Below are 12,024 nucleotides of genomic sequence, written 5' to 3'. Positions count from 1 at the left end.
ACATGTACCTGGTTGGCTATAGACATACTAAAACACCCCCTTCTATCTTTTTATTTTTAACTTTTGATTGACCTGTTTCGTCTCCTTCTTTATTTCTTATTCCCGGCAATCTTGCTGGCCATGTACGCAGCGCTATGGCCAATGCTACGCCCGGCCGCCCCGGCAACGCCGCTGCCGGATTCTTTTCCGCTTTGTCCTTCCTTATAGTTTTGGCGCATGTCTGCTACCTTATCCAATGCACCACCGATCTTTCCGGGACTGCTCATAGCCAAACTGGTCAGTTTCTGTACCATTGCACCACCACCACCAGCATTCACAACAAAGCCAGCGACAGAAGGCACTGTGAAATAGCCTACAATTCCGATGAGCAGAAACACCAGATAACCCGTATCCGAGGGACTGAAAAACGTGTCCCCGGTTTGCTGAATCTGTCCGATATCCATCTTGATTAAATTCTCTTGAATCTTTCCTATAATGCCCCCGAAGATATTTGCTACCGGTAACCATAAGGATACATTGATGTATTTCGCTATCCAGGCCCCAAGGGTATGGCCTAGCCCATCAAAGACCGATATCGCAAAAACCAGCGGGCCAAGGATAGATAGAACGATCAACTGGAATGTTCGCAGAGCATTGATACAAAGGGCAGCAGCTTCGAATAAGACATGAAGAATCTCCGACATCCATTCCTTAACAGAGTTTTGAAACTTATAGGTTGCTTTTTCAATCGCAAATTTCAAACTGTTACCAATGCCTTCATACCATTTTTCTCCTTTTGGATCTTCTCCGTTGTGGGTGTACCGATACCACTGGTCTCGGTCACCAGTTTCATTCTGCCCAACATACATCTGGTAGACCGGGCTTTCTTTAATCGCCGCTTCCTTCTTTTTCAAAAGCAGTTTTACAGTTTGATTAGACCCCTCTACAATCGCTCCCGTACCCTCAGAAATGGGGTCCAGAAGCCCGTTCATCACCCCTAAAACCATCGGAAAAAAACTGATGCAAAAACCCAGCAGGAAAGGTCTGAGCAAAGGGTGAAAGTCAATAGGCTCCGCATTCAACAGGTGTTTCCAAACCCGCGCTGCGATATAAAATAAGGCTGCAAAGCCGGCAATACCCCTGGACACATCAATCAGGTTTTCACATTCCCCCATCATTTCATTGTACAGTGCTTTCAGCACGTCTTGCATACTGTGCAGGTTGTCAGCAACCCCGCCGTCAGCATAGACCATCACAGGCGCCAGTGAAAACAGCAACGCCATCAATACCATATACTTTCTCATCAGCGTAAGTTTTGAATGCCATACAATGTTTCCATGCTATTCACCTGGTTTTTGGCCTTACTACGGCTCAGGGCCATCAGTGAACAGGTGCCGCTGAACTCACGAATGAAAGTCAGCTTATCCTCCATGTCCGAGTATATTTTATCGATACTGCTTAACCGTTCATCATCGCTCATGCGGAGCTTACCTGCGGTAACCACATTTACAAGCTCATCGAGATTTTTCAAACTCCCGGAGGCTACAGATTCAAATACGCCCGACATGTAGCCGATTTCGGAGGAACCAAAAAGGGCAGTTGTACTGAACCGTCTTACAGCAATCCTACATTCCTTAAGCAACTGGATCTGAAAATCTAGGATACCGCCGACCTTCCTGTATTTTTTCACAGCGGGGCTGACCTGTAGCAGGCCATCCAAAAAAACTTTGTGAAGACTGAAATTTCCCTCAGTCAGGGATTTGACCGTACCATAACCTTTGGAGACAATCGTATAGCCTTTTTTCAGGGTAGTCAATATGGACTTTAGCTGCGCTAACTTTTCTATATTCAGGGCCAGTTGGGCGGCCTCAGTAGCCTGCGCGTGTACCCGTAGGGGAACCTGGCTGCCCACAAGGCAAACCAGTATCATTAACAAAATCTTTCTCATTACTGCACATTTTCTCGTTCACAAATCTTGTTTCATCAGCATTTTAGCCCGGAGGCTAGGGTTGCTCTATCCCATTCAAAAACTCACTTCCATGGATTTCCTGTTGCATTTTCTTTTTCATCAGTAGCATCAGGCTTATCTGATCATCCAGTTCCATCACAAATGAACACTGCTCTTCAGCGGTCATGTACAACTGATCTATCCTTTTGATCCGCTCATCATCTTTCATTTCAAGCTGGTTGTCTGAGATGAGAGAGATTAATTCATCGATGGTATCGGCCAGCATTTTTAATAAATGATCAATGACCTTCTCCAAAAACTCCTTTCGATAACTGCTCATCAGATCCGACCGGGCCAGCTTCCCGGTTTCGTTTAAACGGTTAACCGCTTGTACGCACATGGTCATGATTCCAGCGACCTTTGCGTATTTTTTTATGCGTGGGTTTACGATTTTCAGCGCGCCAAAAAAGTCACGGTGCAAATTGAAATCTCCTGTTTTGATCTTATTGATAATGCCCACGCCTGTACTGATGATGTCATACCCTTTTTTGATATAACTTTTATAGACCTGAAGGGCAGCAATCTGGAGGCCCAGCAGCTTCCGGTTTTCCTTTTTCTGGGAAAAGAAACCACCGAGAAACTGCGCCCTGGCCGGTGATATCAAAACGATCACCAGCGATAGAATACTTATAATAATTTTCATGTTCATGGGGTTAACGTTGTCCTTAATTTTCAATGGGATAGCCGGGCGTGCTATAATTTTTTAGGGTTAACATGTATGTTCATTTAAATTTCCCGCGCTCTGCGACTACCATTTTTTTCTTCTTCTTTTACGTTCTGCCTTTTGATTCTTAATTGCCAAGGAATTTGCTTTTTGTGCTGCTGGCAATTCGTTTATAGATTTTAGAAGAATCGGCTCCGGCTCATTTATGGACATGCCTTTGCGGGCATCAAAACGTATGATCCTTAACTGATCAGGAACAAACCCCTTGCCCGGGTCATACTGTACCTTCATCATACATATCGTTCGTTGATCGGTCATCAAACTACCCTGGGTGATCGTCTGTATCCAAACCGGAAAAGCATTCTGAATGCCAATCCCCGCAGGTCTTGCCTTCAAATAGGCCAACATCGTATGCGCCAGTTCCCGCTCGGAAACATCAGGCGCCATAAATTTCCCCGTATACCCCTTGCTGTTCAATACCTGAATAAAGTGATCCAAATGTTCAGCGTTCAACAGTGGCCCTCGCGAAAAACCTTTACTTATCCTCTCATTTGCCCTAACCCGTAATTTTTCTGCATAGAAATCCATAGCCAGGAGTTCAGCTTTGCTCGGGATATCACCTGCGACATTTATTTTGATGCCTACGACCTCACCACCCCTTTCAGACTGCTGAAAGGCTTCCATTGAGGCAATATATAAACCACCAACCTGGTCATAATCCACCTCAAAAACGCACTGAGTATATTTATTATCCCACCGAGCGCCATCAGCAAAAGTGCCTAGGTTCATCGGAAATTTATATTTAGAACCTCCCGGACCATTTTGCAAATCCAAAAACCCATCGATACAGTTTCTCAGGTCTGTTTCTTCCACATGAATGGCATAAAACTTTCCATCATAACCTTTTTGCGTTAGCTGCTCGGTAAACATTTCCAGGTATTTTTCATTTATTTTCATTTTTTATTCGCTATGAGTTAACTCCACATTTGTTCTTTGCCTACATCCGGTAACGTGATTTTTTAACCCGCAAATTGGGGCCATTGATCAGCTCTATAACTGTTTCTTTGCTCGGTATTTGGGACAGCCGACGAATATTAATTGTGTTGGCTACCAATAATTTCGCATCCTGTGTAGCATTACGCTGCTCGATCCTGATTTGGTTTAGTCGTATGCCAAATAATGGCGTGTTTTCAAAAGTGAATTTGCATAGTATCCCTGTTGGAGCTGACTCTTCCAACAGTACAATGGTTTGCACCTGTAACGAGGAATGTCCCTTCAAACAAGTTTGGCTTATCGCTTGGGAAAGATCTACCAAATTGCTTTTCTCCCAAAACAACCCATTGTACCCCTTAGATCGGATGGCCTTTACAATCTCCTGCTCACTGTTCCTCACCATGCTATTATCTAATTATATCATTCATTTAGTGTACACTACCGCTAATAAAATCTATAGCCCTTTTTGCTACGCTTTAAGGATTTGGCTGCCATTTTTATCCCGCTTGATTTTTCGGGAATCTCAGAGCGGTGTTTAATTTCATGGAAATGCCGGAAAACCGGGTACTTTTCTCCTTCACCGATGAGTTGTAGCTCATAGTACTTCACGTGAACTTTATCCCTGGAGTTATAATCTACCTCAAAGGCGCAACGGTTGTATTTTCCATTTGAATCGGCTAATGAAGTAATCGTGTAAACCTTTACAGGTAGGGTTAAAGTCATCGGATCAGCAATGGCCATCGCCATATAGCCTTTTAATAAATCGGGTAGTTTCTGCGGCCCCTTTCCTTCAAGCGTAAACAAACCATCGTAGCCTTTACCGTATAAAAACTTAGTGAGTTCATCAATCGACGCGTTGATTTTTTTCATTCCGCTACCTGTACGCTGGCTCTCCAGATTTACCCGGTTAAGGTGATCAAACATTATTTTATCGACATAACGCTCCAAAAATTCGTAGTTGATCAGATCCCCTTCTTTCGGACCTGCATGAATGTAATGGCTTGCGCAAAATCTTTCCGCGTCCTTTAAGACCTCAACAGATCCAGCAGTCTTAGGTTCTACTGTATTCACCTTATCCTTTCCGCTGTTGCTAACATCGGCGATATACTTCCCATCGATATATAGCTTGGCTGAAAAAGCGAAGGCCGACTCACTAGATTCCTTATCCAAATCAATACTTTTTAATTCTATTATCATCACTAATCTCTTTCTTCTACCTTCAACTAATTACTGGATACCGGATTACACACTTTTTCCTTTTGTCTTTCTTAAGGCCCTTGCAGTAGCCTGCTTTTGTTCGATTGGGGCAGGTAAAGTGTACTGCTCAGGCTTAAGTCCAGCATCCTTTAAAACCTGTTCAGGAATATTGGTATTTAATAGCCGGTCCCCCTTTTTAATGTGGGGCACAACCTGTCTTTCGATTTTTCCTTTTAAAACATCAATACCTCGGGGCAAGGAGATTATCGTTGCTATGGGCATCTCAAAGGCGATGATATAATACTCTCCTTTAGGGTTGCCGTAGACCAAACCACTTTTGGTCTGCCTATCAATATCCCGCTGTACCCGCAAATCTTCTTTTCTGTTGAGGTAATCCAAGACCATTTTATCGGAGTATTCGGATAGGTTTAAATAGGCACCCAGATCATCCTTTTTGACACGGGGATTTCCCAGCTCCGAAGCACAAAACTGCTCTGCCTCTTTTAAAACTTCTCTATCCTCCTTTTTACAGGGATCAAAATCGTTGACAATCCCTCTGCCCCGATTTCGCACATCAGCAACATATTTCCCATCGACATACATCTTCGCTGCAAAACAATAAGCAGTTTCACTTAAGGATTTGTTATAGTCGATACTTTTCAATTCTATCTTCATGACATTAATTTTTGACAGATAAACTTTAATGTTCGAAAACTCCTAGGCAGCTAAAAACTGTTCTGTGGCTAAAGCAAGTGCTTCATTTCGTCCATACATTAACCGCCACATCGCCGGGGAGACCTTACCTGGGGGAATAGGTATTCTGTTTGCCATAACCTCCCTCTAGTCCTTAATACCATACATAATCTTAAGCTGCCGCGCTTCTATTTCATTTTTGGAACGGGATAAAGAAAGCAGGTAGTTTTCCCCGTTGAAGCGCTTCAGATCGGAATAATTCTGGTCCACCTGGTCACTGGCCGCACCGATAATAACCAGCCGTTTAGCGTCGGTCATCGTTGTCGAAAAGGAATTGACTACCATAACCAGCTGCTCCGCATTGGCTACTGTTTCATCCAGTATGCCCTGGTACACCCGCGCCATGTCACTGATTTCCTCGGGCCTGAAATGTTTATCATCCCTGATCAAACTCCAAGCCCGCTTGAATTCATTCACCAGCTGGATTTGTTTTTCTCCGACCTCTTTTATACGCTTGTAATAAGTGATGATTGTTTTTACTTTATTCAATTCCTCGAAGTAATTCTTGTACAGACTACGCTGCTTTTCTGTCCAGTTGGAAATATCATCGAGTTTTAATTTGGACATGGTATTTTCAATCGTTTTCTGGGCATTCTGCAACCAGATCACCTTATTTTGCTGCCTCTGGATCGCAAGATCCGCAGCTAGAATCGCTTTTTTAATGGCGGCTTTAACGACCCACCACCATATCGCATGTGCTTTTTGCGTGGGGGCCATAACAAGCCCCATAAGGAGTATCAAACTCACAATTACCTTTTTCACATTCACCTCCTTTTCTATCTATTTAATTTTCATTTTAATTACCAATGGTAGAGATGCACTTACAACTTCATATTGCGCTTCGATTTCAATTTTAAGGGCGGGTCAACCATTCTAAGTCCTTCCACTTTAGTTGGTATTTTTTCGATGTCTATAGGGAATAGGGTTACGCAATTAATTACGGCCAGATTAGGGGCAGATCTTATGATTTCCATTTCTCTTACGACCAGCTTATTTCGATAACCCGGAGTGATCCTAAAATAAGCTTCCACACTTTCCGCATCACTACCATTCCATTTCAAAAACGTTCTTAAAGAAATTCCGTTCCTCATTCCTATTTCTTTCCCTAACATCGAAGCAAGCAGATATCGTTTAATACTTTTTTCCAGATCATCCGGGTACCCACCACAGGTGGAAAATGAACCATCATACCCTCTACCATTAAGACTGGATGCAAATTCACTGATGTCTTTAAAAAATTCCTCTATTTCAATTTCAATTTGCATGTCCATTTTTCGTCAATTAATTTCTATCATCACACTACACTCCACCATTTTGCTGGTCCCGCGCCAGATTCTCAATACCTCTTTGTATACTACCGAACCGCTCCGCGTATTCCATGATCTTTATTTTTTCAGTTTGTTCAGTGGTATACGCCAATTACTCTTCCGAGGAAACTTCGTTACGGTAAACTTTGCAATGATTACCCACTTTTCAATTCAATAATCACTTTATTTTTTTCCTTCTTAACCTTTTTTTTGGAGCCGTCGGATATAGTTCTCGGTCGAATTCAAAGACCCTTTCCAATTTTGTTTTATTGATTTGTTCTCTATACTGGTCCCCTTTTTCAAGCTGGTCAATGACCAATTGAAATCTGGGCTTGCAACCGGGAATAATCCCTATTTGAACGTATATATACTTAGATGGATAAACCTGATTTTCGTACAATCTTGTAGCATAGATACTGTCCATGTAGAAGCCCTTTTCCCGACTATAATTAATGAGCAAATCGGCGTTTTGCGTAAACACTCCGGGTTGACCCCCAAACTTGTGATAGATTAATTTTAATGGCAAGTGTTCTGCGGGATTAAAAGGGTAGTTTTCTACAAAATCTCTTATTTCCATTGGATTATATCTAAATAGACCTCTTTCAAGAATATGTGTTGAAATCTTAAATTCACCATATCCCAAGGCATTCAAATTTTTCTCAAGTTGGCGCAGATCCTCCCGATAATCCAACCTCGCCGGTTCTTTTTCCTTATTTTCCATTCTGTTTATCACTACTCTCTGGCGAGGATTTCAATTCCCCGTTGTATACTACCAAACCGATCTGCGTACTCTTGCACTTTAACCTTTTCAGTCTGCTCAGTAGTGTAACTTAAATACTCCTCAGGACTTACTTCTGTGCGGTATACTTTAGAGTGTATTCCTCCCAATGAGATAAATACCTCTTTATACTTTTTGGTGGGATCGTTGGCTTTATTCACCGATAACACTAGCGCTTTTTCCTTCTCGGTCAGACCCAACAGGTCCTGAATCTGATCAAACTTATTCTGGTATTTGCTTTGATCCAGCAGGATCTTGCAGTCACTGTTGTTAATAATGGCCTGCTTAACAATGGGCGAAGAAATGATATCTTCTATCTCCTGGGTAACGACAATAGCCTCCCCAAAAAACTTTCTAACCGTCTTAAACAAATACTTTATATACTCTGCAAACCCCTCTTTCATCAAGGCTTTCCAAGCTTCTTCAATCAGGATCATCTTGCGTATTCCTTTGAGTTTACGCATCTTATTGATGAACACTTCCATAATGATGATCGTCACCACAGGAAACAATATCGGGTGATCCTTAATGTTGTCCAGCTCAAAGACAATCAGCCTTTCCTGAAGCAGGTTCAGGTTTTCTGTGGCATTCAGCAAGTAATCAAATTCGCCGCCTTTGTAGTACGGGCGCAGCACGTACAAAAAGTTGTTGATATCAAAATCTTTTTCCTTTACATTTTGCTGGGCAAGCAATGGAACAAATTCAGCTTTCAGATATTCATAAAAAGTATTGAAACATGGGAATAGATCTCCGCCAGTTTCCAGTTTATCATAGTAGCCGGAAATTGCATTACTCAACGCCACATATTCGCTCCGTTTAAAATCATCCGAATCCGACTTCCATAAGGCCAGTAATAAGGTTTTGATCGATTCCTTTTTCTCGGTGTCCAGGGAATCCCCCTGACCGATAAAAAAAGGATTAAATTTTATCGGGTTCTGCTCTGAATAAGTGAAATAATAACCGTTCACCATATCACATAATCCCCGGTAAGAGTGCCCTACATCTACCAAAACGATATGCGTGCCCTGCTCGTAGTAACTGCGGCAGAGGTGATTGGTAAAAAAGCTTTTTCCTGATCCAATTTTCAGGGGTGACCGGGCCATTTAATTAAAAATGGCCCGGTCACCCCCGGAAGGCCCAAGGATAAAACGGTTGCGCGAGGTGATCCAGCCCCTCTTCATAGGCTCATCACTCAAGTCTACATGCACAGGCCGTCCGGTCAGCCGGTCGCCCAAACGGATGCCGAAGGGACTGACCGAGTTGCGGTAACTGGTTTCTAAATTCAGAAAACAGGTGCTTTGCTCTAAAAAGGTGTCAAAGCAATCGTTCATCGGAAAACCCGCACTGTTACCAGGGATACCAGCCCAAAAGATCTGGGGCGCTCCGGCAGTTTCCACTTTCGCTACTGCGTCCATTTGGGCCAGCCCGGAGCTGACCAGGTTTTTCAAATCCTTAAGTTCTTCCTTTTCGCTGGTCCAAACCATGATATTGAAATGCGCCCGCACCGGAAGCCTGCCCTCGGATATCGCTTCATTCAAAAAATCGTTCGTGGAATCCCGTGAAATCAAATTTTCGCGCGAGTAAGCAGACAGGGACTGTAAACGAAGCCTTTTGGTCTCCAGCTTTTGGATCGTCTTGGCCGAATCTTCAATAAAGATGAACTGATTGTAAATATGGGAACAGCCCAAAAGCTGTCCCAGCGTGGAAGCAAAGCCGACACTGAATTTCGTCCGGTCACTGCTATAGCGGTCATAATTGATCCGTGATCCACAAAGAGCTGGGAGGTCGGCAGCATCACCTAAGGTGTAGATCTGCACATGCTGAGGACCAACCTGAATGCCCTCATCAAAGCTGATGTCCTTGACCAGCAGATCATGCTCACTCTCCGACAAGGAACAATAACGTTCAATAAGCCCCATCTTTCGGCTATGGCTCACCAAATCTTCTCCACTGACCCTTTTCAAACTCACAAAACCGCTATCTTCCAATATCCGTTTGAACTGACCGCAGTTGTCCAAAAAATCTTGTAATACCCCTGCCTTCACGGTTTGATCCGGTACAATCGAAGGGCGAAGCAGATTAGAAAAAACCGAACTGCTTAACTTACGTCCCTGGGGCTTTTTAGTTAGGTAGATATAACAGGAGTGGTCCAGAAATGGACGCTCATTGAAAAAACGGTTACTGGCATGATTTAAAAAACTACTATGCCCCTTTACCTGACTTTTATCAAATTCGGGATCGAATTTTTTATCTAAAAACCAGTCCTGTTTATGAAATACAGAAAATTTCGGTAGTACCTTGATTGCCTTCACCCAACTTTGGTGAAAGGATTCATAATCCTGATCGCTCAGGGTAAAAATTTCGGGCAGCTCCGCCTGGTATACCAGCGTTACATCTCCCTGTTTGGAAACGATCAAATCGTGTTCCACGCCCATTATGGGCATCATTTCGTCCATCCATTTATCTTTCATCACAACTCTTTTTCACTACGGGTGGCACTATTGCCGTTTCATCATTTGGGTAGGGATCTACCTTGCATCTAAATTTTTCTTACCTACTTGTTCTTTTTTTGGTTGAATTATTTTCTTGTTCTTGTTTATTGCGCTGTATCCATTCAGTTTATCTGTGCTAAGGTTTACAACCCCCTTTTTATTTTTTTAAATGCTTTGTTCTGACGGGGCAAACTGTCCTCTCTATTCTGACGCCCCTGAAGTTCCTGTTCAATCTGATTACGGCGTACCAGTTCAGGGATACGGGTATGTTCCAATGGCTTCCATCTCACATTTAGATATATTGGGTTCCATTTGAATTTACAAACCAGCCAGGCCGGTGGATAGCCGCTGACCAGGCAATAACCTATAGGGTCAAGGTTCTTAAATGGTAGAAAGGTGAAACACACCACATGCTCCGGAAATTCAGTGATCCTGGAACTCAGATAAACCGGTTGTTTGGTTTGCGTGTTATAAAATTGTTCCGACGGCTGATACATCGCCTCAGGCCCAAAGATGAATTTCTTTTCAGGGTCATCTTTCTGGCGGACTTCCATTTTCCCTAAATCCAGCTCATAGATTAACCCATCAATTCTCATTTCTGCAGGCGCACCTTTAAACCGCGCGCACAATTCATCGGTCACATATTGAAAGCCACTTTCATTCAGCCTGGATTTTTCATTATAAACAAACAAAATACCCTCAGGAAGTTCTGCTCCCCTTTGCAACAGTAGCGCCGGAAAGTCCACCTTATGAAGTTCCTGGCTCAAAGCATCAGCGTAACTAATCGAATCCATTGGTACTAAAGCCTTCGCTAAGGTATCATACCAAAATGAAACCGTCTCTACACCTTTCTTTATGTGTCCGATATGTTGGATATTCTCCGAATTTCCAACTTCAATGAGCTTTGTTTTGCCAGAATTAAATTCAAACAGATCGCCATGAATAACCATCATTTCTTTATCACCGTTGTCCATATTCATCGGGTTAACTATTTTATCACCTATCACTTTCTATTACTTAATTCATATGACCAATTTGCCATCCATCCATTAATTCCCTATCTTTTTACGGGCGGCTCTTTTAACTTTCTTTTTAAGATTTCTCCTCACCAGTTCTGCCAGTTTTGTCTGTTCTAAAGGAACCAGTTCCGCCTTCCGATACATCACCAAAGGGTAACGTTTCAAATAAGTCCTGGGGTCCACCCTATGTTTCCTGGCCAGCCAAACCGGGTCCAATCTTGCAGGACCGGGAATCGTGATCTGGTAGACATCTTTAGGAAGAACTGTTAAAGCCTTCTCAGGCCAATATTCCTGCAAGGTTTTCACGTTGTAGTAAAAAGTATGCTGCCGCTTCTCCTCCAACACAAAGACAAGTGAAATTCCTAAATCCCACCGGTCTCCCTGTGGATGAATTCGTCCAATATCCAGATGTACATCATGTGCCACCCCATCGATATCCAGCATTGGCAACCAGCCCATTTCTATACGTTGACTTTCCCCACGAACGCCCAACCATAATTCATAATCACATTTACCTTTTACCTGCTCAATGCTCAGACCATACATTTCAGCTACTCCTTCGGGATCTAATACACACATTTGCGGACAAGTACAAACCCTTTCTGACGTTCCTTATCAGGATAACTATAGTCTTTGGGCCTAGAGTTTTTTGTAACAGGGTCATAGTCCAGAATGAAGGTGGATCTGTAATCATACATGGCCCCAAATGAAATCACATTGGAAGGGTTTTCCTTTTCACGAAGCTCCATTTTGACCACATCTACAATAAAAGCGGTTCCTTTTAAATCATATTCCGGAAGTCTCCTTGTCATAATTAGACGGTTTAGAATTAGT

13 protein-coding genes and 1 pseudogene are annotated in these 12,024 nt (G+C 42.8%); all 14 read right to left on the bottom strand.

The features are described from left to right. Window positions 1-89: 89 nt before the first annotated feature. The gene (traJ, locus tag AC1DP6_RS15030) at window positions 90-1,283 is read right to left on the bottom strand and encodes a conjugative transposon protein TraJ (RefSeq protein ID WP_477055547.1); all 1,194 of its coding nucleotides are present in this window, start codon (window positions 1,281-1,283) and stop codon (window positions 90-92) included. Then, entirely contained in the window at window positions 1,283-1,927 is a 645-nt protein-coding gene (locus AC1DP6_RS15025; RefSeq protein WP_477055546.1) for a TerB family tellurite resistance protein, read from the bottom strand. The genes traJ and AC1DP6_RS15025 overlap by 1 nt, the downstream gene beginning before the upstream one ends. A 55-nt stretch (window positions 1,928-1,982) precedes the next feature. Next, window positions 1,983-2,630 (bottom strand): hypothetical protein, encoded by a 648-nt coding sequence (locus tag AC1DP6_RS15020; protein WP_477055545.1) that lies wholly within the window; start codon window positions 2,628-2,630, stop codon window positions 1,983-1,985. 105 nt (window positions 2,631-2,735) lie between these two features. Continuing rightward, window positions 2,736-3,608 carry a hypothetical protein gene (locus tag AC1DP6_RS15015; RefSeq protein WP_477055544.1) on the bottom strand — a complete coding sequence of 291 codons (873 nt, stop codon included), beginning with the start codon at window positions 3,606-3,608 and terminating at the stop codon, window positions 2,736-2,738. A gap of 480 nt (window positions 3,609-4,088) precedes the next feature. Next, a complete protein-coding gene (locus tag AC1DP6_RS15010) occupies window positions 4,089-4,841 on the bottom strand; it encodes a hypothetical protein (protein WP_477055543.1) in 753 nt (250 codons plus the stop codon). Window positions 4,842-4,886: 45 nt separating this feature from the next. Further along, window positions 4,887-5,516, bottom strand: coding sequence for a hypothetical protein (locus tag AC1DP6_RS15005; protein WP_477055542.1), 630 nt, complete (start codon window positions 5,514-5,516; stop codon window positions 4,887-4,889). A gap of 165 nt (window positions 5,517-5,681) precedes the next feature. Then, entirely contained in the window at window positions 5,682-6,356 is a 675-nt protein-coding gene (locus AC1DP6_RS15000) for a conjugal transfer protein TraI (RefSeq protein WP_477055541.1), read from the bottom strand. A gap of 59 nt (window positions 6,357-6,415) precedes the next feature. Next, complete coding sequence (locus AC1DP6_RS14995; protein ID WP_477055540.1) at window positions 6,416-6,865, bottom strand: hypothetical protein; 450 nt, start codon at window positions 6,863-6,865, stop codon at window positions 6,416-6,418. Window positions 6,866-6,893: 28 nt separating this feature from the next. Beyond that, window positions 6,894-7,013, bottom strand: a complete 120-nt coding sequence (locus tag AC1DP6_RS14990) for a TraG/VirB4 family ATPase (protein ID WP_477055539.1) — start codon at window positions 7,011-7,013, stop codon at window positions 6,894-6,896. 66 nt (window positions 7,014-7,079) lie between these two features. Further along, window positions 7,080-7,622, bottom strand: a complete 543-nt coding sequence (locus AC1DP6_RS14985) for a hypothetical protein (protein WP_477055538.1) — start codon at window positions 7,620-7,622, stop codon at window positions 7,080-7,082. A gap of 11 nt (window positions 7,623-7,633) precedes the next feature. Next, window positions 7,634-10,150: pseudogene (locus tag AC1DP6_RS14980) on the bottom strand (TraG family conjugative transposon ATPase). 164 nt (window positions 10,151-10,314) lie between these two features. Next, on the bottom strand, window positions 10,315-11,145 hold the full coding sequence (locus AC1DP6_RS14975; protein WP_477055537.1) for a hypothetical protein: 831 nt from the start codon (window positions 11,143-11,145) through the stop codon (window positions 10,315-10,317). 75 nt (window positions 11,146-11,220) lie between these two features. Then, a complete protein-coding gene (locus AC1DP6_RS14970; protein WP_477055536.1) occupies window positions 11,221-11,769 on the bottom strand; it encodes a hypothetical protein in 549 nt (182 codons plus the stop codon). Continuing rightward, entirely contained in the window at window positions 11,757-12,002 is a 246-nt protein-coding gene (locus AC1DP6_RS14965) for a hypothetical protein (RefSeq protein WP_477055535.1), read from the bottom strand. Before AC1DP6_RS14965 ends, AC1DP6_RS14970 begins: the two co-directional genes overlap by 13 nt. Window positions 12,003-12,024: the final 22 nt, after the last annotated feature.

The organism is Chitinophaga sp. 01L420 (assembly GCF_056399985.1).
The sequence above is the reverse complement of the archived record's forward strand: the minus strand, read 5'-3'. Positions and strand labels throughout refer to the sequence as shown.

What these genes read in the sequence shown, in the direction of transcription:
- traJ (WP_477055547.1), bottom strand. Translation starts at nt 1,283, where the DNA reads ATGAGAAAGTATATGGTATTGATGGCGTTGCTGTTTTCACTGGCGCCT.
- AC1DP6_RS15025 (WP_477055546.1), bottom strand. Translation starts at nt 1,927, where the DNA reads ATGAGAAAGATTTTGTTAATGATACTGGTTTGCCTTGTGGGCAGCCAG.
- AC1DP6_RS15020 (WP_477055545.1), bottom strand. Translation starts at nt 2,630, where the DNA reads ATGAAAATTATTATAAGTATTCTATCGCTGGTGATCGTTTTGATATCA.
- AC1DP6_RS15015 (WP_477055544.1), bottom strand. Translation starts at nt 3,608, where the DNA reads ATGAAAATAAATGAAAAATACCTGGAAATGTTTACCGAGCAGCTAACG.
- AC1DP6_RS15010 (WP_477055543.1), bottom strand. Translation starts at nt 4,841, where the DNA reads ATGATAATAGAATTAAAAAGTATTGATTTGGATAAGGAATCTAGTGAG.
- AC1DP6_RS15005 (WP_477055542.1), bottom strand. Translation starts at nt 5,516, where the DNA reads ATGAAGATAGAATTGAAAAGTATCGACTATAACAAATCCTTAAGTGAA.
- AC1DP6_RS14995 (WP_477055540.1), bottom strand. Translation starts at nt 6,865, where the DNA reads ATGGACATGCAAATTGAAATTGAAATAGAGGAATTTTTTAAAGACATC.
- AC1DP6_RS14985 (WP_477055538.1), bottom strand. Translation starts at nt 7,622, where the DNA reads ATGGAAAATAAGGAAAAAGAACCGGCGAGGTTGGATTATCGGGAGGAT.
- AC1DP6_RS14975 (WP_477055537.1), bottom strand. Translation starts at nt 11,145, where the DNA reads ATGGACAACGGTGATAAAGAAATGATGGTTATTCATGGCGATCTGTTT.
- AC1DP6_RS14970 (WP_477055536.1), bottom strand. Translation starts at nt 11,769, where the DNA reads ATGTGTGTATTAGATCCCGAAGGAGTAGCTGAAATGTATGGTCTGAGC.
- AC1DP6_RS14965 (WP_477055535.1), bottom strand. Translation starts at nt 12,002, where the DNA reads ATGACAAGGAGACTTCCGGAATATGATTTAAAAGGAACCGCTTTTATT.